Genomic DNA, 24,021 nt, shown 5'->3' with positions numbered 1-24,021 from the left:
TTTGGTCTTGATGGGGACAAAGTAGATAAGAAATATGTTGATTCCGTAATAGACATTCTAGAAATAAGTGATCAAAAATATAAAATGCCTAATGAATTATCTGGTGGACAGCAACAAAGGGTTGCCATAGCAAGAGCCTTGGTTACCAAACCATCTTTAATTCTAGCTGACGAACCTACAGGAAATTTAGATTCAAAATCTTCTTCCCAAGTTGTTTACTTACTAAAAAAGATTAATAAAGAGCTTGGAAACACTATTCTTATGATTACTCACGATGATGCTGTCGCTCAAGCTGCAGAAAAAACTTTAAGGATAGAAGATGGAAAGCTGGTGGAAAATAATGAAAGTCAAAAATAAAGCTTATATAAGGCACCTTGCAAAAAATATTTTAAATACAAATAAAAGCAGGAGAAATATTCTCTTATTAGCAATAGCCTTGACATCTATACTTTTTACAAGTCTATTTTCAGTTGCTTTAGGTTTAGGGAAAAGCATGGAAAACCAAACGATGAAAACTATTGGCACAATCAGCCATGGCTCTTTTAAAGAACTTTCTGACAAAGACATAAATATTTTATCCAAAGATAAAGACATAGAGGAATTATCAATAATAGAGAAAGTTGGAATTCTTGATGATGAAAAAGTTATGGCAGAACTATCTTATATGGATAAGAAAGGATTCGAATGGTCTCTAATAGAAAAAGTTAAAGGGAAATTTCCTGAAAAAGAAAACGACGTATTTATAGATTTAGCAACTGCAAAAAAGTTAGGTTATAAAGGAGAAATTGGAGAAGAGATAGAAGTTCCTTTCACTATAGAAAAACCTTACACAGGAGAAATTATCAAAAATAGAAGTGAGAAATTTATTATATCGGGGACTTTTCAAAATCCTATTGACTCCAACGTTGGTGTAGGACAAATCTATTTATCAAAAGCTTATATAGATAAATTATTACTTCCGGAAAATAATAAAGATTTGGAAGTAATGCTAAAGAATTCCTTTATGATAAGGGATAAACTTTTAAAAATTGCAGAGAGAAATGGTTATAAAGTGGTAGATTATCCCGGAAATTTATCCGATAAGGAAATAAGGATTGGCGTTAACTTTGCCTATCTTTTATCCGGTGATTCTAGTTTTGATTTTAAAACATTTCTACCCTTCTTAGCTTTTTTAATTTTGGTCATGGTTGCAGGATACTTAATAATAAACAATATTTTTAAAATATCCGTAAATGAAGATATTAAACTTCTGGGACTTTTAAAAACAATTGGAATGACGAAGCCACAAATCAAAAAACTTGTTCATCTTGAGTCTTTAGCAGCCTCTCTTCCAGCAATAATAGTTGGAGATATAGTAGGGATTTCTATTGGAAAAGTTATTTTAAATAAAATATTTGCAAGTAATGAGATGCTAATAGATGTAAAGTTATCACTCGCAGTAATAATATTAATTATCTTATTTTCAACAGCATTTACTTTGCTTACAGTATTTTTATCAGTTATGAGACCTGCAAGGTATGCAGCAAAAGTTTCTCCAATAGATGCCAGCAGATACAATGAAATCGAGATAAAAAAGAAATATAAAAGCGAGGATATTTCTTTGGGCAAGCTTGCTAGAAGACAAGTATTTTCCAATAAATTTAGATTTATTTCGATAGTTCTTTCTATTAGTCTATCTGCTGTTATTTTAAACAGCGTTTTAACTTATACCGGTAATATTGATTTAGAAAAGGGCGTTTCAGATGTCATTACAACAGACTATAATATAGCAAGCCCAAAATATTTTAGGTATATGTATTTAGGTAGTGAAGAAGGAATTGATAAAAAGTTTATTGATGAGATAGAAAACTATAAGGGCTTTAAAAGTGGGGGAGCTTTATACTCCTCCGGTTATGAGCACACTTATCCAAAAATTAAAATAGAAGATAACAAAGTTGCACCACTTCTATTTGGTATGGATGACTATTTAATAAACAAACAAAAATTTATAGACGGAGACTTCGATAAAGAAAAATGGCAAACAGGAAATTATATTATTATAGGAGAACAAGGAGATAAAAAGTCTGCATTTAAAACCGGTGATAGAATAAAAATCAATGTAAAAAATAAGGTCAAAGAAGTCCAAGTGATGGGCAAGATTGACTATAATTTTTCAAATGGTCTTAGATATTTTCTTGTGGTTAAGGAAGATATAAACGACGAATCTAGTCCTACTTTAGGTTTGGAATATATTTATATGAATCCGACTGAGTATAAAGAGCTTACAGGAGATCGAAGTATAATGTCCTATGGATTTGATGTTGAAGATAGCGAAAAGGAAAATTTTGATAAGTTATTAAAATCTTTTGAAAATGAATCAGGATTTTCCTACGATTCAAGAGATCTTCAGATAAAGTCTTTTAAAGATTTCAAAAATCTAATAGAATTTGCCGGGTACAGCTTATCCATAGTATTATTCTTAATATCTGTCCTTAACTTTATTAATGTTATTGCTACTGAAATACTACGAAACATGGTGAACTTATCAATCCTTGAAGCAATTGGAATGACAAAGAAAAATATTAAAAAATATTTGGTGAAAAAGAATTTGATCTATTCTTTAGGTGGCTTAGTATTTTCTTTCATCATTATGCTTCTTGTAGATAAATACATCTTGATAGGTTTTATGGAACAAACTAAGTGGACTTCTTATAAATTTGTAATCATGCCTCTTATCCTTGTAAACTTTGTAAATATAATTATCGGGATAATATTTACCGGCAGGTTCTATGAAAAGCATAGCAGGGACAGTCTTGTTGATAGGATAAGAGACTTGTAAAAATATTAATGTCAGGAATACAAAAATATTTAAATAAAAAACGAGCTCAAGGGCTCGCTTTTTATTTAACTTCGATTTTATAAATTCTTATTTCCCCGCACCACAAAAAAACGCGCCTTTCGGCACGCTTTTACATTTCAATATATGTTGTAGAATTTATTCTGTCGACTTCGGAGGAGAGTCTGAATGTTTCCTCTTTCAGTTTTTCGTATTTTTCTCTTATGCTCTTTTCGTCATACGGTGCGTATGTTACGGCGCCGACTCCCGATTCAACGGATGTTCTTGTGTCTCTCAAGTTTGCTTCAAGCGAGTTCATCATCGCTCTTTTTTGGCGGAGTATTTCGAGCACATATGTCACGCTTTTTCCGTCAATTTTGTTTTCCAGATTTTTTTCGGCGATTTTTTCCTTTAGAACTGCAATTTCTTCGTTTAGTTTATCAAGTCTTTCAATATGTTCAATCAATTTTTCTTTTTTCGATTCGTCCACAATCTTTTTTCCGTTCACTGTGACCGGTCCGAAAAATTGCGACGAGAGTGCATATCTTTTTTCGTTCAATTCGCTTTGAATTTCCGAAACTTTAAAAATCGCTTGGCTTATTGTCATTTTTTCCATTTTCTCACCTATCTTCCCATATATTTCGGATAATATTTCTTCGTTGAGAATATGCGCCTCAAGTGGTGCATAATTCTCTTCGGCGTTCTGTCCTTTTTGTAGTCGCAGGTGTACGCCGCATCTTTTATATAGTCTTTTATGAGTTCGAGGTCTTCTTTGTCCGCATATTTTCTCAAAACGGATTTCGCACAGAAGAGCCAAAGCGCATGGTCTTTCACGCGTTTTTGCGGCAAATCTTTTTTGTAAAATACGTCTTCAATCAAATGATACGCAAGATTTTCCCCCGCCGCCGTGACGACAAATGAGCTTCTTCCCTGTCTCAAATTTATCTCAAAGAGTTTGTATTTATTGTCCCTCGTGTCGAATTTAAAATCGAAATTCGCAAAGCCGCGATAACCGATTTCCTTTAAAAACTTTTCGACCATATCGTAGAGTTCCGGATTGTCGATCGAGAAAAGCGCGTTGTAGTTTCCGATTTGTGTCGGAAGACATTCGTCGAGCACGCACTTCGCATAGCTCATGAGAGTGACCTCGCCCTTTGTGTTTACATAAGCGTTTAAAACGCCCATCACTTTACTGTCTCCCGGAATGAAATCCTGAATTATGAGTTCGCCGTTGTAGCCCGATTTGTAAACTGTGTCCACGATGTTTTTCGCTTCTTCTTTCGTGTCCGCCTTGTATGCTTTTTTCTTTCCGGCAAACGAAAGCGCCGCATACGAAATCGAGTCGTTCGCTTTTATCGCAATCGGATATTTTAGCTCGAGCGCACCGAACTCTTCGGCTTTTTTTATGACCCAAGTCTTCGGATATGGCAAGTTGTATTTTTCGCAAATGTCATAGAAGTCGATTTTATTTTCGAGTTTTCTTTGAAGCTCAAGACTCGGGACATTGAAGAGAAAATTCTTCGAAAGTTCGTCGCTATGCTCAATCACAAGTTTCGCATAACCGTCGGAGCAAGGAATTAAAATCGGCTTCACATCTCCGTAGTTTTTAAGTTTGTTTTCTAAAAAATCGTTTATGCCGCTCATAAATCCCGTCGAATCAAAGTCGGGGTAAGTTATAACCTCGACGATTTTCGATGCGTCTGTGTATTTCAGCCTCTTAACTCCGAGCGAAACGGATTTTTTGTTGTATGCCATATGAACGGAGCGCGCCATCGAGTAGGCGTTGTTGTCCGTTCCCAAAATTACCGGAAGAAAATCCATTATAAATTTTCTTTCGCAAATTCAAGAAATGCGTTCATCATTTCTTCAGCGTCTTCGCCTTCCGCGGTGACTTTTAGTTTGTCGCCTTGTTTTGCGCCAAGCCCCATAATTTGAATCAAACTTTTTGAAGATGCGACTTTTCCGTCCTTTTCAAGTTTCAGTTCACTCTTAAATTCTTTCAGTTCCTTCACAAGAAGTGCAGCCGGGCGTGCATGGATGCCGATCGGGTCTTTTATTTCAATTTCTCTTTCAATCATTTTATTTCTCCTTCACATCAAATTTTTTAACATTGTCCTTTATAAGAACTTTTGTAAGGTCGAGCGGTGTTTCGATATGTTCTCTGGAATCGAAGTCGCCGACGACGAATTCCTTTGTATATTGTGTAATATCATTTTTACTTGCTTCAACTGTAACTTTAGCGATGTAATACTTGTCTTCAGCTTTTGCGAATGCAAATTCCACCGACACGCTGTCATTGTCCTTGAGCTTTTCAAAAAACTCATCCATTTCAGAAAGCTTTTCCGGATCTTCCTTAACTCTATAGACCGAATCAATATGCGGTGCATTTTCCTTTTCTTCGCTTTCGTCTATTTTTTCAAGAAGTCCCTTTAAATTTTTAAAGAGCCCCATAACAACTTCGTAGTCATCTTTTTCGGCGTCCTCAGTCTTTGACCATTTGTCCTTTGTGTCGCTTTTTTTGTAAGCGTACTCCGGAGCGCTGAAGTAATATGCGGTTCTGTCGCTTTCAACATCGGCGGTCGGGCTGTCGTAGATATGAGTTTGTCTTAAAAACTCTTTCGTTTCTCCGGCTTCCCTCTTAATTGCGCTTTCTGTGATCCATTCGTAGCTCGGCTTTTCCGCAATTCTTTCTCTTGTGACGACGGCGGCATAAGTCGGCTCGATAAAACTCTTTTCAATTTTTTCAAGTCCTTCTGTTTTTGAGCAACCTGCAAAAATAAGTGCGAAAGCTACAATAAAGACCTTTTTCAAATTTCGTGCTCTGTCGATCAAAACACTATCTCTTTGTTGAAATTCCATAAATTACATTATCCCCAATTCTATTAATATTAAGAATATTAATCTCGTTTTCAGCGGGATTTATATTCATATATCGAACGCCTTCTTCAAATCTCGAAGCGGTCGGATGTTTAAGATTCGTTATTAGAAAAACTCTCTTTCCCGCTTTTACCATTTCTTCGAGCGTTTCTTTCAAAAACTCCCTCTCAATCGGATTTATAAGTCCGAGCTCATCCTTTGAACCGCCGTCAATCGTGACGATTACGTTTGAGGCTGCGGATGTTTTGACCGAATTTAAAAGTTCGTTCCATTGATTTATGTCAGTCGCTCTGAGACCGCCCTTGTTATTTTTGAAATTTGCAATAATTGTGTTGTTGTCGGTTGTGATTCTGTTTTTCGTGATGTTGTTTGCGTTCACAACTCCGCCCATAACACTCACGACTTTGTGATTTTCGGTGTTCTTTGTTACAAGCGCCCCCGAAGCCTTTGTGCCGCGAACGACAATTGCGATGTCCGACGAGTTCAGATTGTCATTTCTCAAGTGGTCCATAAAATCCATTCTCAGATTGTTGTACATCTTTGAGGTATCCGGCGACACAACGGCCGCAAGATATTTAAAGTCCACATTTCCCTTTGTGCCTTTTCCTTCGGACTCGGAAATGTCGATGCTCTTTACATAGATTCCGTTTTCACCCGGAAGTTTTGCTCTCCATTCGCTGAAGTCGTCGATCGTTTGATGCTTTGTAAAATCCACTTCCATATCTTCGCCCGCAATCGAAATTTTTGCGGTGAGTTTTTGGTCCTCAATGTCTCGAACAAAAATCGAAAGTTCCGAGCTGTCATTCGGAAGACGTGTGTTTTTGAGATTCATCGAAGCGGTTTTGCTGTCCGTCACTTTTTCAAAATTGTACCAAAGGCGAACCGAATGCGATTTTTTGTCCTTTATGCGTTGAAGGCTTGCCCTTGCGCCGTTCGGTTTTGCGCTTGCGGAGAGTCCCGTCGTGTTTGAAAGAGCATTTATCGATTCCTTTCGAGCGCTTTTTGAAATTATAATTCTGTTCTTTGCGCCACCGAACGAAACTTCGATTGCTCCGTTTCCGTTATTTTTGTTTCTCGTAAAAACGGTTCCGCTCATCGTTCCGACGCCGCCGACAACATTGAGAGAAAGTTCTTCGGCTCTTATTGTCGAGCGATTTCCGACCGCATCGATTGCCGTCACATCAGGCATTTTGTATTTGCCGCCGTTTCCAAGTGCAATCGTGTCTTTCGGAAGAAGAAGCGCGGCCGGTGCGTCGAGCACCTTCACATTTTTCGTCGCACTCAAATTTCCATAAGTCACGCTCACGGTCGCATCTCCCGGAGCCGTCGGTTTAAACCAGGTGCCGTTTATAGTTGCAGGAACGCTTGACGAAATAGCGATTGCCGCTTGGTTCACCTTCAAAGGATTGCCCTTTTCGTCAAACACTTTTATATTTATCTGTTTTGAAGAATTTTTAAAAATTTTGTCGAAGTCCGATTCGATTTCGATTTTCGCAGGTGCGCCCTTTTCGGAAGTGCTGACAACGCCCACTCCGTTTGCAACTGCTCTTTCGGACTCGATATAGTTTACAACGTCGACTTTGTCCGTGTTTACATTTTTTATTGCCATCGTCGTCGAGCCGCCTCCGTCTAAATTAAATCCGTCGGTCATGCCCATCGAAAGAAGAAGCTCCGAAACGTCCGCTGTGGTCATTCCGTGATAAATGCTTCTGCCGTCGACCGTCAAAATCACACAGTCGAGCGTGTTTTTGTTAAAACCGATCGCGGTTCTCGGGTGTCTTCCCGAAATATTTATGTGTGTGTTCACAGCCCCGCCATCTTTTAAAATTTGACTGCCGGCACCGATTGCGAATTTCGTTTCGCCGAGATTTATTCCGCTTACGACAAATTCAGCGCTTTCACCAACACTCGGCAAATACATTCCGTCTTTTATATTGACAACATATCCGTTTTTCGGAATATTCATCGGTCCGCCTTGGTCGAGTCTGTCGATTACAACTCCGTTTTCAATCGCAACTTCGGTTTGGCTGTTTGCTTTTCCGCCCCTCGTCTTTTGTCCCCAACGACTTGTATAAATTCCGGTCGAACCGTAGTTGTTCGGTTTATTAACCATTCCGACGGGCAAAGTCTTGTCGCCCAATTTAAGGCTCATCGAAACTTCGATTCTTCCGAGTGTTAGCGAATTGTCTTTGCCGACAACGATTGACGGCGTAGGATTTGACGCATCGGAATTCGAAGTTATAAGTTCGCCGTTTTCAATTGCAATGCCGAGCGGGAAAAACGGTTTGTAATTAAAAAAGTCTCCGTTAACTCCGGCAACCGCATTTTTATTTTGAACCATTTTTGAAACCGCCATGCCTTTTCCCGTGGTCGTATTGTTAAAAAGCGGAACGAGTCTCAAACTGCTTTCGCTCAAATTGAATTTTAAAACATTTATTCCTCTGAAACCGTCGGACGTAAAACTCGTAATAAATTCGTGGGTAAGTCCTTCGGCAAGATTTGTAGTTTCCTTTTTTTCTATATATTTAAATTGCGGCGCAGCCATAATCGGCGTTGCGCTCATCAAAAGTCCGACAACTGCGGACATAATTTTTTTATTTATATGCATTTTATCACTCCTGAATATCATTATATCATTTTTCGTTTACACGGGCAAACAAAACCGAAATCCGTAACACTATTGTAAATTTAATTTGTTTTTATATGGACATTAGAAATATGTTGTGATAAAATATACATATTATATAAATATAAATCTGGAGGTTCATATGGAGCAAAAGGGTTATAAAATGGTTCCGGCGCTCGGCCGCGAAGTAGTAATATTTTTAGTTGTATTTCTCGCAATATTTATAGCAATAGGAAGCGTCATGGGTGGTGTCAATATGATAAACACACTTATGAACAGCGCCTACAGATTGATAATGGAAGTTTGTTTCTACATAATGGCGATTGCCGTTTTGGCGGGAGCCTTGAGTAGTATCCTGTCGGAGTTCGGAGTAATCGCTCTTATCGACAGAGCCCTCTCAAAACTTATGGGTCCTGTTTACGATCTTCCGGGCGCTGCAAGTCTCGGCGTCATCACTTGCTATCTTTCGGACAATCCGGCGATCCTTTCGATGGCGCGCGACAAAAACTTTTTGACATATTTTAAAAAGTACCAATTGCCGGCGCTCACAAATATCGGAACATCATTCGGAATGGGTTTGATTATTACAACCACGATGATGGGTCTTAAAATCGACGGCTCAATAAAAGCCGCACTCATAGGAAATGTCGGTGCAATCATCGGCTCAATCGTGAGTGTAAGACTCATGCTCACGTTTACGAAAAAATATTACGGCACAAGCGACTACTCCAGTAACTACGAAGAAATAAGCGACCACAAAGTGCGTTTCGTAAGAGAAGGCGCTGTGGGAAGCAGAGTTATAAACTCTCTCATCGACGGCGGTAAAAACGGCGTTGAAATGGGAATGGAAATCATTCCGGGCGTAGTCATCATCTGCAGTCTCGTTCTTCTTTTGACAAACGGTCCCGGACCTCAAGGCTACACAGGAGGCGCAAACGAAGGAGTTGCATTTCTTCCATGGCTTGGAAGAAAAATCTCTTTCATCATAAAACCGCTTTTCGGATTTACAAATCCTGAATCCATCGCCGTCCCGATAACTGCACTCGGAAGTGCCGGTGCCGCAATGGGTCTCGTGCCGAATCTCGTAGAGCAAAATCTTGTCGGTCCGAACGAAATCGCAGTCTTCACAGCAATCTGCATGTGCTGGAGCGGTTATCTTTCAACGCACATCGCAATGATGGACAGTCTCGGAGCAAGAGAACTCACGGGAAAGGCAATCTTAAGCCACACAATCGGCGGACTTTGCGCCGGCATAAGCGCAAACTTGCTGTTTAAACTATTTTCATTATTCTAAATCAAAAGAGGATGTTCAAACGAACATCCCCTTTTTTATTTGAATAGATTTGCGAGCTTTTCGAAAAAACCTGCTTTTTCTTCAATTTTTTCCGGAACAACTTTTTCCTTTTGAAGTTTTTTAACTTCGCCCGTTCTTATAACGAATTGAACGGATTTCACATTTTCATTTTTCGAAGATGCGAAAGATTCTATTTCCCCGTCTGAGTTCTTTCCGACTTCTTCGTTAATCTTGTCCTTCACTTCGCCCTTGATATTTTTTGTTTTGCTGTAAAGTTCTTCGGTGCCCGTGTGAAGTTTTGAAACGCCTTCGGTGTATTTTTTTACACCGCTTTCAAGAGATTTCGTTCCGTCTAAAACCATGTCGCCGGCTTTATCGAGTTCGCCAATATTTGATTTCAAAACGTCTTTGCCTCCGCTGATTTTTGAAACACCTTCTTGAACAGATTTCACAGCGTCTGTGTATGACTTGATTCCTTCGTTTAATTCTTCATATTTTTCAGTCATTTCTTTAACTCTTTTTGCAGCCATTTCATTTGCATCATTATTCTTTTCGCCTGCAAAACTTGCAAGAGTTTTTATGCCGCCGTCAATTTTTGCATATCCGCCGTCGAGCTTTTTCACGCCGCCTTCTATGCTCTTTGCGCCTTTGTTAAGTTCGTCGAAATATAATTTCGTACCGCCGAGCATTTCCGTATTTTTCTTTAAAGCGCCGATTGTCTTTTGGAGATATTCGATTTCCGCCATCGCTCTCGCCTTTTCGGAATCGCTCATCTCACCCTTTTCGAGCGAACTCTTTAAAGCCGCAATTCTTTCCGCACTCTCTTTTATGAGCGCAACATTTCCCGTTTCAAGCGCCTTTAAATTGATATCATTTTCTTCGAGCTTTTTCGAATATGCGCCATAACTTGTTCCACGGCTCAAATCTTCAGTGCCTTTTGAAAGAGTTGAAAGCACTGTCTTAACATCGCTCGACGCCTTTGAAAGTTCGACGATTTCGCTCGGCATATTTCCGATTTTTATAGTCATATTTCCCATCTTTTGAAGCGCCGCATAAAATTGCTCCGACGAATTTGTGAGCATATCGTTTTTTGCGACAATTGCATTAAGCGCATTGTCAACTCCGTCAAAGCCCTCTTCAATCGATGCGACCCCTTCGATGAGCTTTTTGTTTCCGTAGACATATTTTGCAATGCCGTCGTTTATTTTTTCAGTCGAGGTTCTTAGTTCACTCGAATTGTCGTCGAGTTTTTTTGCGCCGTCATTTAAATCCGTCACACCGTTATTCAGCTTGTCGATTTTTTCATCGATGCCGAATTTGTCGAGGTCGACATTTAAATTGAGGTTCACGCCGTTAATCGAAAATCCGTCGAAGTAGAAGTCGTCGGTTGTGAATGTGATGTCCGCTTCAAGCCCGCTGTTTGGAAGCGACAAAAAGTTCAAAAGTTTTTGTTCGCCTTCGTTTGCCATTGTCGCTTCGCTTGAAACTATGTCTTTAAAATCCGCAGTGCTCAGCTTTGTAGAAATTTGGAGCGCATAGTTTTTGTAGAAGTCGCGGTCGAAATCTTCATTTTCTTTAACGGAAAGATGAATCCTTGCATCTCCCGCCTTTCCTCTGATTTCATCAGCACTCATTTTTTCGTCGTTCAAATAATATTCAATTTTAATGTCCCAAGGCATCGAAAGATTTTTCAAATCGCCTTCATAATAGAGTCTGTCCTTGTCCGAATCAAATGTGACGAGGTCGCCTCTTTGCTCGAAGTCTATGCTCGAGTTTAAAATTTTCACATTCTCATAGTCACCGTAGTCAAAAACTCCTCCCTTTGGGAAAATGTTTACGACGCTTATATTTTCAGTCTTTCCTTCGCTGTCCATCGTTACATATACGACCTCTTCTTTTTGAGGTGCGCTTACGGCGGAGATGACCGCCGTTTGTGTTAGTATTGTCGCAGCGCAAATTGTTGCGACTGCTTTCTTAAAATTTTTCATTATATCCTACCTTTCATTTACAAAATTTGTATTTTTCGTTGTCTTTTGAATGAGTCCGTCAAACATATATAAAAGTCCCGGAAGCACAAACAAAACAATAATTACAGATGCCGTCGTTCCGACCGACAACAAATAGCCTAGTTGAGAAATAAGTCCGTGTGTCGAGAATTTTCCAAGTAAGAATCCGACTATAATCATCGTGAGAGCGGATGTCAAAATCGAGACGCTCACCTTTTCCAAAGTCGTCTTTATGGAATCTCTTCGATCGAGCGTTTCTCTCATTTCACAGTATCTTTCCGTGAGCAAAATTGCGTAGTCCACAGTCGCTCCGAGTTGGATTGACGAAATTATGAGGTATGCAATATAGAAAATCGTCGTCGACCTGAAATAAGGCACCGACATATTTATAAATATTGCAGTTTCAATCGCACTGACCAAAATAACCGGAATCAAAAGCGATTTCTTCGAAAGAAGAAGCACGAGGAACACTGCAACAATCGCGATGATGTTTACAACGTTCATATCGTCCATGACCGTGTTTTTTAGGTCATAGGTCGAGATTCCTTCGCCGGCGAGATAATAGTCGTCGCCGTAATATCTGTTCGCCGTTTCCTTCACTTTTTCAATGAGTTTAATTGTGTCTTCCCCTTCGTAGTCCGCATTCACGGAAACTATCATTCTTGTATAATTTTTCGAATTCAATTTTTTCAAAGAATCGCCGTCGATGAAATTTTCAGGAATCGTTTCGCCGACGGTGTCGACGTACGAAATTATATTTGAAACTTCGTCGATATTTTTCAAATCGCTCGAAAGTTTTCTTTCCTTTTCGAGGTCGCCCTTCGGAAGAAGAAGCACATATGTGTCGCTCTTTCCGAATTCATTTTCAATTGCGACGGTGTCCCTTCCAAGTTTTGTATCCACGCCATAGATGTGAGAGTTACCGAAATAGTATGCGTTGTTTTTCGAAGCGAGGAAACACGGAATCATAATTATAAAAAATATTACAAGATTTGCATTTTTGTGTTTCAACACGAACTCTCCGAATTTCTTAAAGCTCGGTACAAACTTTTTGTGCTCTGTTTTTTCAATCAAATTGTCCATCTTTAAAATTACAATCGGCATCAATGTAAACTCGGTCACAAGTGAGATGAAAACACCTTTTGCAAGTGCGAGTCCAAGGTCCGGTCCGATTCTAAATTGCATGAATATAAGAGCCAAAAATCCGATTATAGTTGTGAGTGCCGAAGATAAAATCGACGAGAACGAAACCTCGAGCGCCTTTTCCATCGCCATGACGTGGTCGTCGTAATTCTTTTTCTCCTCTTTGTATCTGTGGAGAACGAAAACTGTGTAGTCAAGTGAAACCGCCAAGAGTAAAATATTTCCGGCAGCATTTGTAACGAATGAAATTTCGCCGAAAATTAAATTTGTGCCGGCGTTAATGACAATCGAAACCAAAAGCCCAATCAAAATTATAACCGGTTCAATCCACGACTCAGTTGTCAAAATAAGAATCAAAATCGTAAAGAGAACTCCGACAATCGTGACGACTCTAATTTCACTAACCGAGTTTGTCGTTGCAATCGCCGTGTTTACGGCGGAGCCCGTCATCTTGTTGTCGTCTCCGATAATCTTTCTGATTTCTTCGGTCGCACTTATTATGCTGTCTTCCTGAACTGTAATGTTCATGAGCGCGTTGTTGTTTTTGTAATAATTTTCAAGATTGTCCGCGTCCATAAAAGCCATCGGCTTCATAACACTTTCAAAATCGTCCAGCCAAACAACATTTTGCACGCCCGGAACGTCTTCGATTTTCTTTATCATGTCTAGCGTTTCGTTTATAGTGACGTTCTCAAGCATGACCCGCAAATTCGGAATCAGCTCGTCATACTCTTCCTTCATCTTGTCGAGCGAAACTGTCGAATCGCTATTTTTCGGAAGATAATCGTTTATGTTGTAGTTTACTTCAATTTTCGGATAACTGATTATGGAAATCACAATCAGTACCGCATAAATAATTGAAATAGTTTTGGGGTGCTTAATCCCCCGTTTGATTAAGTTTATCAAATAAATCACTCCTTTTTAATATAAAGGTATTATAACCGGAAAATGCAAAACTTAAACCGGTCAAATTGAGTGTTTGTGTGTATAAAGGGACAAATTCCGGGCAATTGATGGTCAATTGTTTACAAACTATGGAAAATTTATTCATATCAATGTATAATATACATAGGTGATAAAATGAAAAATGAAGAGATTTCAATAAAAACGAAAAAACATCTCTCAAAGACATTAAAAAAACTCATGCTGAAAAAACCTTTAAGCAAAATTACAATTTCGGAAATTGTAAGGAGTGCCGACGTCAACCGAAAAACTTTTTATTATCATTTCGAAAGTATAAACGAACTTTTCAAGTGGACTCTTGAGGAAGAAGCGGTTCACGTTGTGAAAAATCTCGACGTCAAAAAGGACTACAAAAAAGCAATTGAGTTTGTGATTGAATATATTGAAACAAATAACGATATTTTAAATTGCGCCTACGACTCCATGGGGCGAGAGGGTTTGAAGGAATTCTTTTATGATGACTTCTACGAAATCGTCGAAAAACTTATAGAGACAATAGTCGAGGAAATGGACGAAGTTGTCGAGAACGATTTCAAAGACTTCCTTGCGAAAATGTATGCGGGCGCAATTGCAAATATGATTATCGATTATTTCAGCGAAAAGAAAAATATAGACACGCAAAAAATTGTGGACTATATTATAATTGTTATGGGCTCATCAATCAAAGCGTCTATCGAAGCTTACGTGAGCGAAATAAACGAGGCCTACGAAAAGACTATATTGCTTTGATTTTTAAAAAGAAGGGAGAGTTTATGCAAATTTCAGCAGGCGGTATCATCGTCTACAACGAAAAAATATTATTATTAAAAAAGAGAAACGGTTCATTCTGTCTTCCGAAAGGTCATCTTGAATACGGCGAAACGCTCGAAGAAACCGCAGTAAGAGAAGTGAAAGAGGAAACGAACATCGACGGAAAAGTCCTCTTCTACATCGGACATATGAGATATTCATACAAAAATATCCGAAACAACAAAATGACCGACAAAGAAGTACACTGGTTTTTAATGGACCCGCTAAGTTTCGACCCCGTTCCGCAAAAAAGCGAAGGCTTTATCTGGTGCGGCTTCAAACACTACACGACGGCTCTGAAACTCGTAAACTATATGAATGAAAAGAAAATCATAAAAGACGCGGTTGAAGCGTACAAGGAAATTCACTCATGAACTTTACCGGAAGAGTGAAAGCTGCAATTAAAAATTACGAGTTCGAAAGAATCGACGAATACTCGGCGTTCGTGATCGGCTTTTTATCTTCGACGGGCTATGTCTACAAAGAAACCGTTCGCGGTGAATTTGCGAAAAAAGACGAATATATAATTATAAAAGGCGAAGAACTTCGAATGGAAGATTTTTATTTTCATCCGAAAATGGACGAAGATTTAAACTACATCGCGATGGATTTCATCGGTAACACGGACATCGGAAAATTTATCGAAAACGGCGACATGGCAATAAAGCGTGCATTCCTAAAAGGCGCATTTTTGTCGCAAGGCTCAATCACGGACCCGAAAGATGCATACCATTTTGAAATTGCAATAGGCAACAAAACCGAAGCGGAAAGACTTATAAAAGTTTTATCCGACCTCGGAGTGAATGCAAAGACCGTTGAAAGGGACAGAAAAACAGTACTATATGTAAAAGAAGGAAGCGAGATTTCAGACATACTTACACTTCTCGGTGCAATACCGGAAACTCTTTATTTCGAAGAGCAAATGGTTATAAAATCGGCGCGAAACGACACCAACAGACGTGTAAACTGCGAAACCGCAAACCTTTCAAAGACGATAAGCGCAGGTGTAAAACAGACACATGCGATTGAAAAACTTAAAGAAGACGGAAGGCTCGAACTTTTGGATGAGAGCCTCTATGAGGTGGCGATTTTGAGACTTGCAAACCCCGACGCATCGCTCAAGGAACTTGCAATGCTCTATGGCCACGGAATTTCACGAAGCGGCATAAATCACAGGCTGCAAAAAATAATAGAATTGGCGGAGGAATAATGAAGACAATAGTAACCAACAACAAACTTGTTAAAGAAAGATTTGAAGACAAATTCAACATAATATATATAGAAGACAACCACTCATACAAACCGGTACTCCTGAAAATAAGAGACCTCGTGCACACCGGCTACAAAGTTTTGACGCACCCTCTCTCGGGCTCGGTCAAACCGAACGAAACGCCGTACAAAAGCGTAATCATCGAAGAAGGAAAAACACTCGACGAAGACAGCGTGAAAATCATCGAGCTTTCAATTGCAACTCTCGACAAATTCCAAAATATGGAAAGAACGCCGAACTGGACTGAAAGAGTTCTCGACGACTTCAGAGTTGTGGACCTCGACTTAATGGTCTGCACAATAGAAAGACTGGGCCACTTTTAGATGATAATCGAAGGAGAAATCATCGACATAACAAACGACGGTCGCGGGGTCGTGAAAAAAGACGGCAAAGTCACATTTGTTGAAAATGCACTGCCGGGCGACATCGTCAAAATAGAAATCACAAAGGAAAAGAAAAACTTCAACCTCGGGAGAGTAAAACAATTTTTAACCTACTCACAAAACAGGCGCTTTAAAAACGGTGAAAATCCTTTGGGTGAAGCCTATCCCCTTTTTGCTCTCGACTACGACTTCGGTTTTAATCTAAAGCAAAATATCGTTAAAAACAACTTTAAAAAATTTTTAAATCTGGAAATAAATATAGTTCCGCACAAAAATGAAGACTATAGAGTAAACAAACTCCGTCTTCACAAAGCCGGAAAAAAAGTGGGTCTTTTCGAAAACAAAACGAACAAAATCTACGTTCCGGACATGGAAACACTTTTGGGCGAAGGTGCGAGCGAACTTTATAAAGACATAACAGAAAACATCTCCGGCGGAAAATTTGTGACCATAAGGCGCGCCGACAACGGGGATTTTTTGTCGACCGACGGAACATACACAGGGAAACTTTTCACCGACTACAAAGACAGAAACCGCTCCTCCAAAATTCATCCGGTAATGGAAATCGCCGGAAAAAAATACGAAATGGAAATTGACGGCTTCTTTCAAAACAACAGATACGGCGCCGAAAAAGCTCTCGAAATTATCGGGAACAAAAGAACCGGAAAAATTTTGGATCTATACTCCGGAGTTGGACTCATCTCCCTCTTTGTCGCCGACAAAGCGAGTGAAGTTTTGGGAGTTGAACTTTGGGAGCCTTCGGTCATTAACGCACGCGAAAACGCAAAACTTAACAACATAACAAACGCAAAATTTATAGCGATGGACACGGGCGACCTCGCAAAAGAAAAACTCCCGCTTGCGGACACAGTCATCGTCGACCCACCGAGAAGCGGACTTGTTCCCGAACTAATCGAGAGAATAAAAGAAATGGCCCCGAAAGAAATCGTCTACATGAGCTGCGACCATACAACCCAAATACGAGATATAAAAATGCTTCTGCCGGAGTACGAAATCAAAGATAGCGCCGTGCATGTTATAGACATGTTTCCGGGTACGATGCATTGCGAGACGATTGTCTTGCTTTCCAAACCGGACTCAAAGTAATATATTAGTGTATAACTTCCTATGGATGATATTGACTTAACAAGTGCTGAAAGCAAGGCAACACATAAACAAATTCAAAAATATGTTTTGGAAAAGTTTGGGTTTAAAATATCCACTCTGTACATTGCACAAGTTAAGAAAAAGCATGTCGTAGAAGTTAGTGAACACTTTAATATTTCAAAGAACGAGAACCGGAAAGTTCCATAGTGCTCAATTGAAAAGGAAGAAGCTATTTTGGATGCGTTGAAGCATTTTAAGATTATATAAAGTATTATAAGATTATATAAAATATTCAAGTTTTGATTTGAAAAGGAGGATTTTAAGTGTTGAAAATAAATGAACAAATTTTGAAAAGTAATAAAGTCATATGCCGCCATATAAATGCTATTAATAATAAGAATAGAGGTGAGATATCTCAAGATATTCTTTCTCAACTTCGTCATTTTGTTGAACATATTATGCTCAAAATATATGCGAATGGAAGTGACATAGAAGATACTCAGGAAAACGTAAAAAAAGCAGTAAAATATGCAAAGAGTGAAAGCTCATTGCGACACTTATCAAGATTTCATCATTTTTTGCAAGTTTCGGTTTCACATCGTACTTTAGAAGAAGAAAATTCGGAGCGTTTGATGTTGAAATATTATGAATATCTTTTAAGAATTAAAAATTATTTACAAGAAAATTATAATTTTAATGTATTAGAAAATCTTGAACAATTCCCAATAGAAACAGATGATGGTTTAAAAGAATATTATGAGAAAATTGCAGAAAAAGTGGATCAGTATGGCACTCCTATACATAATGGGTTTAGATTTGATCGATTTTATGTGCAAAGAATAAAGCCCTTCTTTTTTGGCAACAAAATATATTATGAAGTTGCATTTATACCTGCGAATGACAGGGCAAGCAAAACGGACCGTATTATTGCTTTTACAGATATTGAGATTACAGATTATTATGCAGTAAAATTCGCAATAGTAGATAATAATATAGACTTATTTGAAAAACAAATGCCAATACGCATTATTGTTGACTGGGAAGTAAGTATTCGTCCATGTGAGTTTTCTAATTTTACTAAACTAATTAATAATAATGGGTTTATTCCCGGAAAAGCAGAGCAGCGTAATATAACACGATATTTAACAGCAACAGGATATAGTTTATCAGAAATTGTAATGTTTTCGGATGAAGTCTTTCAGAAGGTATATGACAGCATAGTTCCCAAAACAGAATCAAAACATTTTTTTGATATTTTAAATATCTGCAGAAATTATGTTGAAAATAATAAACCAGGGTGCAATGTTATTAGATATTTACTACATCATATGACAAATAGAATTCTGAAAGAACAATATAAAGAACATTGGCGACGGAATTATCGTGAAGATCAGTACGAATATGTAGGTGGAAATTTTATGCTTTCAAATTTGTACTTGGCTTATGAGTGCATTCCTTTTGATACTATGCCATTTTGTTCTGCTTTAAAACATCATGTTCCTGCTTTGTCGGATTTATTTGATTCACTTGATGTGGATGGACGAGAACATGAGTTATTAGCGTGGATTGTAAAAAACAATACAGAACAAAAGGATGTACTTTTTACACCATTACAAAAATGTGAAGAGAATGGCAAACATGAATTAGGAGATTTTAAAGATGTTGATTTACTTGTTGAAAAATACAATAAACGCCTATATGCAAGTAAAAAGCAGCAATCGCGTAAATTAGTCGTTAAAAATAATTTTATCTATATCGATAGTTACAAACAAGATACAGTAACTGTAATACAAAAAATTAAAAGTTTAGCAGAAAGTGGAGTAGAAAACTATACCAATACCGTAAATCACTGGCTTCAAACCACAGATTATCAGATTGATTCAGGCGAGAAAAAAACAGCATTAATTAATATGTTTGCTAATTCACATGTCGCATTAATATATGGCTCCGCAGGAACTGGAAAATCAACTTTAATTAATCATATTTCACATTTTTTCAATAATTATTCAAAGCTTTATTTAGCTCATACAAATCCAGCTGTGAATAATCTTAAAAGAAAAGTTGCTGCATCCATGGATTGTGATTTTATGACAATTACCAAGTTCAATAATAAATATGCAAAAAACATTAAAAGGGATTATGATATTTTAATTGTGGATGAGTGTAGTACAGTTAGCAACAAAAATATGAAAGAATTGTTGGAACTTGCTGATTTTAAGTTGCTTGTTTTGGTTGGTGATACATATCAGATTGAGGCAATTGAATTCGGAAATTGGTTTGATGCTGTTCGTAGCTTTTTGCCGAAAACAGCGGTTTATGAGTTAACAACACCATATAGAAGCGAAAGCAGACAATTGCTCGAACTATGGAATAATGTTCGTAAGATGGAAGATGATGTTTATGATAGATTACAAGCTGGAGAATTTTCTGCAACTCTTGATACCTCAATATTTAATAAAGCAGAGGAAAATGAAATAATTCTTTGCCTAAATTATGGAGGGTTGTACGGTATAAATAATATTAATCACTTTATGCAGCAGAACAATAGTGGCAAAGAAATATGGAGAGGTGTGCAACGATATAAAGTAGGGGATCCAATTCTATTTAATGATTCTGCTGATCAGTTTTTTAGTGCAAGTAAAGAACAGCTACCAGTAATTCATAATAATATGAAGGCCAGGATTGTGGATTTTCGTGTATATGATGAAGGAAAAGTTACTGAGAGAATTCAATTTGATGTAGAGATAGATAAGCCGTTAATTGAACTTAATGTGGATAATTTAAAGTTTGAAATTATTGGAAATGGAGCAACTGGAAATTCTATTATTCGTTTTGATGTTTATAAAAACAAGAGTACAGATGAGGATGAGGATGACGATAGGATGTCTAAAACTATTGTTCCGTTTCAGGTTGCATATGCTGTATCAATACATAAGGCACAAGGCTTAGAATATGATTCAGTAAAAATAGTTATAACTGATGAGATTGATGAGTTAATAACTCATAGTATTTTTTACACAGCAATTACTCGTGCAAGAAAAAGATTAAAGATATACTGGACACAAACAGTGGAAAAAAAGGTTCTTGGAAGAATAAAACCTAAAAATAACCATCAGGATAAAGCTTTACTAAAAAATGAGATAAAAAGTTCTTTATGAAAGGTTTGGACAATAATAAGCAAGTCGAGAGTGTAGTATTAATATCGCGAGTAAGTAAATAAAGGCTGAAAATGCCCAGAAATAAAAGTATTTCTACTATCCTGGCAATCAAATGCCGGATGGTGGAAATCCCTTTTTGCTATCTCGTAAACAAATCAACCGCTCTGTTCAGTAGAGGTTGAGAATACAGATTTGCTTTCGGTAGGTCGAGAATACAGATTAACTGTTTTTGCTCATGTGATTGAGGATACAGATTAACTATTGATTACTACTTATCATTACTACTGTTGAGTTACATCGAACTCTATTTACAATATAAAATTGCAAATAGCAATTTTTGATTGATTTTATAGACCGTTTGTGATATCCTTATAAGGGACAATTATGAGCTGCACAAGCAATACGAGGTGAAAATATGGCTGTTAGTTATAGAAAGCTTTGGAAGCTACTTATAGACAAAGACATGAAGAAGAAAGATTTACGTCTTGCATCTGGAATTAGTACGAACGCTCTTGCAAAATTAGGCAAAAATGACAGAGTGACTACTGATGTTCTGGATAAAATATGCATCACGCTAAATTGTGATGTTGGCGATATTATGGAAATCGTGTATGATGTTATCACGCCCAAAGGAAATAGTGAAGGAGAAACAAAACAATGAAAACCTCTTTGATAATGGATATTCTTGCTGAGAAAAGCAAGTGGGGATGCGTAGATTTAAGAGGCGAAAAACATGAACTGGTTCGAGCGGTTCAGAAATCTTTAAAATCTTTCGCCCCTATCCCAGCAGATGCATTTGAAAATAATCCGATACAGTTAATTGACTTTTTCTGTGGTGCAGGTGGAACCTCACTAGGTTTTGCAGCAGTAAACTCCGTCTTGCCTGCTTTTAAAATGTTAGGCGGTTGTGATATTAACGAAGTTTCTGCGACCACATACAGCCGCAATTATGGCACTCCACTTATTCATGAAGACATAACGAAATTAGCCTATGAGGAAGGGGCATTAGAAACTTGCCTCTCGAGCATCGGCTATGATCCGACTATGCCAACGGTATTGATTGGATGCGCTCCATGTCAAGGCTTTTCTTCCCATAGAAAAAAACACTGGAACGAAGAAGATGATGTGCGAAACAGTTTAATTATAGCTTTTGCTGAAATAGTAAAGAGACTTCAGCCAGAAGTTATTATTATGGAAAATGTTCCAGAATTTCTTTCACAAAGATATTGGAAGTATTTTTCATCTGCAAAAAAGAACTATGAAGAGAATGGTTATATAGTTAAGGATAGCATATTCAATGCAGCTTCTTTCGGTGTTCCGCAAGAGCGTTTTCGCTCTATTATTATCGGAATGAAAAAAGAGTTTGTTTTGCCGGATGGGTACTTACAGCCCAGAGAGTACAGAACGGTTCGGGATGCCATTTCGCACTTACCCGTTGTACCTGCTGGTGTAGCAGCACCAAACGATCCAATGCACAAAAGCGCGGCACATAAGCAAAGTACAATCGATGTTATCCGTCAGGTCCCTCATGATGGTGGAAATCGTCCTGTCGGCGTCGGACCTGAATGCTTAGATAAAACTAAAGGTTTCTCTGATGTTTATGGCCGGCTATATTGGGATAGACCGTCAATTACAATAACACATTATGCTAGAAACCCTGCAAGTGGGCGGTATACTCACCCGGAGCAGGATCGCGGTTTAACAGCACGTGAGGTAGCAATTCTTCAAAGCTTTCCCGAGGGTTTTGTTTTTACCGGAAAATCTGATGATATATATAGGCAAATCGGCGAGGCTGTTCCACCTATGCTTTCATCAGCAGTTGCAGCAAATGTTCTTATTGAAATCTTGTCAGCAATTCCCACAGAAGAAGAAATAAACAACAGCCCTAGTTCTATTGTTGAACCAGTGAGCAGTTCTTACTCTAGTGTTATTGCAGGAATAAAAACTAGAAAAAAGGCAGGAAGATAAATGGAATATACATGTATTGATAGTTTTTGCGGGGCCGGAGGTCTGGGTCTCGGATTGGGGAAAGCTGGATATAAAATCTTACTAAGCTTTGATATTGATCAGACATGCATCAATACCATTAACGCTAATAATCAGTATTTTCATCATCCGGCTGAGGTTGCCGATATAGCAAATATGCTTAATGGTAACCTCTTAAAAAAGTGTAATTTAAAACGAGGCGAGTTGTTTCTTCTCGCTGGTGGTCCACCCTGCCAAGGATTTTCTGTCCAAAGAAGAGGAAGCGATATCGATCCAAGAAATGACTTGGTACTAAAATACGGAAAACTAATCAACGAGCTTTATCCGTGCTATTTTGTGATGGAAAATGTTTCAGGACTTGGTGGAAAACGAGGAAAGACAATTCTTAAAGAATTAATAGGAAGTGTCGAGGCAATCGGTTATAGTGTCCATGTTAAACTCGTAGATGCGCAAGAGTATGGAGTACCTCAACGAAGAAAAAGATATATCATAATTGGCGAACGTCAAGATATGCATTCATCGTATGAGTATCCAGAAGTATCCGAAGGAATAATAACTGTTAGAGATATAATCGGAAAGTTGCCTGAGCCTCCAGCAGATGGAACTGATTATCCAAACATTCCGTGGCATAGACGTGATAAGTTATCTGAATTAAATTTAAAGCGTATAAACGCCTTGAAAGAAGGGCAAGGAAGGGACGATCTTCCACTCGAGTTGCGGGCTGATTGCCATAAGGTAGACAGTTCAGTTATAGGGTATCGCAATGTTTATGGCAGAATGGCTTGGGACGAAGTCGCTCCAACAATTACTGCTCGGTTTGATAGCTTTACACGTGGAAAATTTGGTCATCCAGATCAGCCTAGGAGTATTTCACTAAGGGAAGGTGCTTTATTGCAGACATTTCCAATGGATTTTATTTTTACTGGAAACAAAGTGGATGTTGCACGACAAATTGGCAATGCTGTACCGCCTGTTTTAGCTGAACAAATCGGGCGCAGTATTATTGCCTGTTATGAAAAGGCGGTGAATGAAAGTGGCATTTGATGCAAATATTAAAAGTTATCTCAGAGCTTATCAGCGTGAATTCAATGCCGCAGTACATGGTGGGCAACATACAGCGGAACTTTCTTTCCGAGTTCCGATTCATAATATGTTTAATCAAATAGCGCATGATTTAAATCCAGATGTGTCTTTTGACATCACACTAGAGCCTAAGAATCAGGGGCGTATGGGACGGCCCGACTGGATGGTTCAAGATAGTGTGTCTTTGGGGGTATATGGATATATAGAAGCAAAAGGTCCCTCTGCTGAGCCATTTGACGCGACCCCATACAAGAACCAGATTGCGCGCTACTTGTCTTTACGTCATAAACTCATCATTACGGATGGCATTGATTTTGTTTTTTGTTTTAATGAAACACCTGTTGTGGTTTCTATTATTGATAAAACAAAAATGGGCGTAGCTGTACTGCCCCCTTAAATCCGGACACGGAAATAAGGGGGCATTTTAATGAATAAAATAACATATGAAGAAAAATTAAAAATAATTAAAGAAAACGAAGATGGCTATGGAAAAGACTATCTTTCCAAAAAATATAATATAC

The 24,021-nt window shown here is 38.3% G+C and carries 21 protein-coding genes; 14 read left to right on the top strand and 7 right to left on the bottom strand.

Annotated elements, in window-relative coordinates; translation table 11 throughout:
- Both SPI61_RS05655 and SPI61_RS05650 read left to right on the top strand, forming a co-directional pair.
- Positions 1 to 357, top strand: a 357-nt coding sequence (locus SPI61_RS05655; protein ID WP_321137148.1) for an ABC transporter ATP-binding protein, incomplete at its 5' end; no start/stop codon positions are given.
- The gene (locus tag SPI61_RS05650) at positions 320 to 2,818 is read left to right on the top strand and encodes an ABC transporter permease (protein WP_321137147.1); all 2,499 of its coding nucleotides are present in this window, start codon (positions 320 to 322) and stop codon (positions 2,816 to 2,818) included. The genes SPI61_RS05655 and SPI61_RS05650, both read left to right, overlap by 38 nt.
- Before the next feature lie 130 nt (positions 2,819 to 2,948).
- On the opposite strand, the gene SPI61_RS05645 is transcribed toward SPI61_RS05650, so the two are convergent.
- Genes SPI61_RS05645 through SPI61_RS05625 form a run of 5 tightly spaced genes read right to left on the bottom strand, consistent with a single transcriptional unit; the run spans position 2,949 to position 8,300 of the window.
- Positions 2,949 to 3,431, bottom strand: coding sequence for a hypothetical protein (locus SPI61_RS05645; protein WP_321137146.1), 483 nt, complete (start codon positions 3,429 to 3,431; stop codon positions 2,949 to 2,951).
- 8 nt (positions 3,432 to 3,439) lie between these two features.
- Positions 3,440 to 4,636, bottom strand: a complete 1,197-nt coding sequence (locus SPI61_RS05640) for a carboxylate--amine ligase (RefSeq protein ID WP_321137145.1) — start codon at positions 4,634 to 4,636, stop codon at positions 3,440 to 3,442.
- Entirely contained in the window at positions 4,636 to 4,893 is a 258-nt protein-coding gene (locus tag SPI61_RS05635) for an HPr family phosphocarrier protein (protein WP_321137144.1), read from the bottom strand. Before SPI61_RS05635 ends, SPI61_RS05640 begins: the two co-directional genes overlap by 1 nt.
- A 1-nt stretch (position 4,894) precedes the next feature.
- Positions 4,895 to 5,626: a hypothetical protein gene (locus tag SPI61_RS05630; protein WP_321137143.1), complete on the bottom strand. Its 732-nt coding sequence runs from the start codon at positions 5,624 to 5,626 to the stop codon at positions 4,895 to 4,897.
- A 25-nt stretch (positions 5,627 to 5,651) separates the two neighbouring features.
- Positions 5,652 to 8,300, bottom strand: coding sequence for a phosphodiester glycosidase family protein (locus SPI61_RS05625; RefSeq protein WP_321137142.1), 2,649 nt, complete (start codon positions 8,298 to 8,300; stop codon positions 5,652 to 5,654).
- Positions 8,301 to 8,460: 160 nt separating this feature from the next.
- Here SPI61_RS05625 and SPI61_RS05620 point away from each other — a divergent pair, with 160 nt between their 5' ends.
- Positions 8,461 to 9,612, top strand: coding sequence for a hypothetical protein (locus tag SPI61_RS05620; protein WP_321137141.1), 1,152 nt, complete (start codon positions 8,461 to 8,463; stop codon positions 9,610 to 9,612).
- Between the two features lie 35 nt (positions 9,613 to 9,647).
- Here the strand turns inward: SPI61_RS05620 and SPI61_RS05615 are convergent, their stop codons facing one another.
- Together SPI61_RS05615 and SPI61_RS05610 are read right to left on the bottom strand one after the other, a co-directional pair.
- Positions 9,648 to 11,600 carry a hypothetical protein gene (locus tag SPI61_RS05615; protein WP_321137140.1) on the bottom strand — a complete coding sequence of 651 codons (1,953 nt, stop codon included), beginning with the start codon at positions 11,598 to 11,600 and terminating at the stop codon, positions 9,648 to 9,650.
- A 6-nt stretch (positions 11,601 to 11,606) separates the two neighbouring features.
- On the bottom strand, positions 11,607 to 13,598 hold the full coding sequence (locus SPI61_RS05610; protein WP_321137139.1) for an efflux RND transporter permease subunit: 1,992 nt from the start codon (positions 13,596 to 13,598) through the stop codon (positions 11,607 to 11,609).
- 243 nt (positions 13,599 to 13,841) lie between these two features.
- Here SPI61_RS05610 and SPI61_RS05605 point away from each other — a divergent pair, with 243 nt between their 5' ends.
- From SPI61_RS05605 to SPI61_RS05555, 11 genes are all read left to right on the top strand, one after another.
- A complete protein-coding gene (locus SPI61_RS05605) occupies positions 13,842 to 14,453 on the top strand; it encodes a TetR/AcrR family transcriptional regulator (RefSeq protein ID WP_321137138.1) in 612 nt (203 codons plus the stop codon).
- A 23-nt stretch (positions 14,454 to 14,476) separates the two neighbouring features.
- On the top strand, positions 14,477 to 14,887 hold the full coding sequence (locus tag SPI61_RS05600; RefSeq protein ID WP_321137137.1) for an NUDIX hydrolase: 411 nt from the start codon (positions 14,477 to 14,479) through the stop codon (positions 14,885 to 14,887).
- The gene (gene whiA, locus SPI61_RS05595; RefSeq protein ID WP_321137136.1) at positions 14,884 to 15,723 is read left to right on the top strand and encodes a DNA-binding protein WhiA; all 840 of its coding nucleotides are present in this window, start codon (positions 14,884 to 14,886) and stop codon (positions 15,721 to 15,723) included. The genes SPI61_RS05600 and whiA overlap by 4 nt, the downstream gene beginning before the upstream one ends.
- Positions 15,723 to 16,106: a GrdX family protein gene (locus SPI61_RS05590; RefSeq protein WP_321137135.1), complete on the top strand. Its 384-nt coding sequence runs from the start codon at positions 15,723 to 15,725 to the stop codon at positions 16,104 to 16,106. The genes whiA and SPI61_RS05590 overlap by 1 nt, the downstream gene beginning before the upstream one ends.
- Positions 16,107 to 17,273, top strand: coding sequence for a class I SAM-dependent RNA methyltransferase (locus SPI61_RS05585; RefSeq protein ID WP_321137134.1), 1,167 nt, complete (start codon positions 16,107 to 16,109; stop codon positions 17,271 to 17,273).
- Between the two features lie 21 nt (positions 17,274 to 17,294).
- The gene (locus tag SPI61_RS05580) at positions 17,295 to 17,480 is read left to right on the top strand and encodes a hypothetical protein (protein ID WP_321137133.1); all 186 of its coding nucleotides are present in this window, start codon (positions 17,295 to 17,297) and stop codon (positions 17,478 to 17,480) included.
- A gap of 116 nt (positions 17,481 to 17,596) precedes the next feature.
- Complete coding sequence (locus SPI61_RS05575; RefSeq protein WP_321137132.1) at positions 17,597 to 20,431, top strand: ATP-dependent DNA helicase; 2,835 nt, start codon at positions 17,597 to 17,599, stop codon at positions 20,429 to 20,431.
- A 415-nt stretch (positions 20,432 to 20,846) separates the two neighbouring features.
- Positions 20,847 to 21,092 (top strand): helix-turn-helix transcriptional regulator, encoded by a 246-nt coding sequence (locus SPI61_RS05570; protein WP_311443496.1) that lies wholly within the window; start codon positions 20,847 to 20,849, stop codon positions 21,090 to 21,092.
- Entirely contained in the window at positions 21,089 to 22,399 is a 1,311-nt protein-coding gene (locus tag SPI61_RS05565; RefSeq protein ID WP_321137131.1) for a DNA cytosine methyltransferase, read from the top strand. Before SPI61_RS05570 ends, SPI61_RS05565 begins: the two co-directional genes overlap by 4 nt.
- On the top strand, positions 22,400 to 23,461 hold the full coding sequence (locus SPI61_RS05560; RefSeq protein ID WP_321137130.1) for a DNA cytosine methyltransferase: 1,062 nt from the start codon (positions 22,400 to 22,402) through the stop codon (positions 23,459 to 23,461).
- Positions 23,445 to 23,897, top strand: coding sequence for a hypothetical protein (locus SPI61_RS05555; protein WP_321137129.1), 453 nt, complete (start codon positions 23,445 to 23,447; stop codon positions 23,895 to 23,897). The genes SPI61_RS05560 and SPI61_RS05555 overlap by 17 nt, the downstream gene beginning before the upstream one ends.
- The last annotated feature ends 124 nt before the right edge of the window (positions 23,898 to 24,021 follow it).

Source organism: Ezakiella sp., assembly GCF_034180565.1.
Lineage (GTDB): Bacteria > Bacillota > Clostridia > Tissierellales > Peptoniphilaceae > Ezakiella.
The sequence above is the reverse complement of the archived record's forward strand: the minus strand, read 5'-3'. Positions and strand labels throughout refer to the sequence as shown.

Bases quoted from the DNA above. Each gene is read 5' to 3' on its own strand.
- SPI61_RS05650 (WP_321137147.1), top strand. From the start codon at position 320: ATGGAAAGCTGGTGGAAAATAATGAAAGTCAAAAATAAAGCTTATATA.
- SPI61_RS05645 (WP_321137146.1), bottom strand. From the start codon at position 3,431: ATGGAAAAAATGACAATAAGCCAAGCGATTTTTAAAGTTTCGGAAATT.
- SPI61_RS05640 (WP_321137145.1), bottom strand. From the start codon at position 4,636: ATGGATTTTCTTCCGGTAATTTTGGGAACGGACAACAACGCCTACTCG.
- SPI61_RS05635 (WP_321137144.1), bottom strand. From the start codon at position 4,893: ATGATTGAAAGAGAAATTGAAATAAAAGACCCGATCGGCATCCATGCA.
- SPI61_RS05625 (WP_321137142.1), bottom strand. From the start codon at position 8,300: ATGCATATAAATAAAAAAATTATGTCCGCAGTTGTCGGACTTTTGATG.
- SPI61_RS05620 (WP_321137141.1), top strand. From the start codon at position 8,461: ATGGAGCAAAAGGGTTATAAAATGGTTCCGGCGCTCGGCCGCGAAGTA.
- SPI61_RS05615 (WP_321137140.1), bottom strand. From the start codon at position 11,600: ATGAAAAATTTTAAGAAAGCAGTCGCAACAATTTGCGCTGCGACAATA.
- SPI61_RS05605 (WP_321137138.1), top strand. From the start codon at position 13,842: ATGAAAAATGAAGAGATTTCAATAAAAACGAAAAAACATCTCTCAAAG.
- SPI61_RS05600 (WP_321137137.1), top strand. From the start codon at position 14,477: ATGCAAATTTCAGCAGGCGGTATCATCGTCTACAACGAAAAAATATTA.
- whiA (WP_321137136.1), top strand. From the start codon at position 14,884: ATGAACTTTACCGGAAGAGTGAAAGCTGCAATTAAAAATTACGAGTTC.
- SPI61_RS05590 (WP_321137135.1), top strand. From the start codon at position 15,723: ATGAAGACAATAGTAACCAACAACAAACTTGTTAAAGAAAGATTTGAA.
- SPI61_RS05585 (WP_321137134.1), top strand. From the start codon at position 16,107: ATGATAATCGAAGGAGAAATCATCGACATAACAAACGACGGTCGCGGG.
- SPI61_RS05580 (WP_321137133.1), top strand. From the start codon at position 17,295: ATGGATGATATTGACTTAACAAGTGCTGAAAGCAAGGCAACACATAAA.
- SPI61_RS05570 (WP_311443496.1), top strand. From the start codon at position 20,847: ATGGCTGTTAGTTATAGAAAGCTTTGGAAGCTACTTATAGACAAAGAC.
- SPI61_RS05565 (WP_321137131.1), top strand. From the start codon at position 21,089: ATGAAAACCTCTTTGATAATGGATATTCTTGCTGAGAAAAGCAAGTGG.
- SPI61_RS05560 (WP_321137130.1), top strand. From the start codon at position 22,400: ATGGAATATACATGTATTGATAGTTTTTGCGGGGCCGGAGGTCTGGGT.
- SPI61_RS05555 (WP_321137129.1), top strand. From the start codon at position 23,445: ATGAAAGTGGCATTTGATGCAAATATTAAAAGTTATCTCAGAGCTTAT.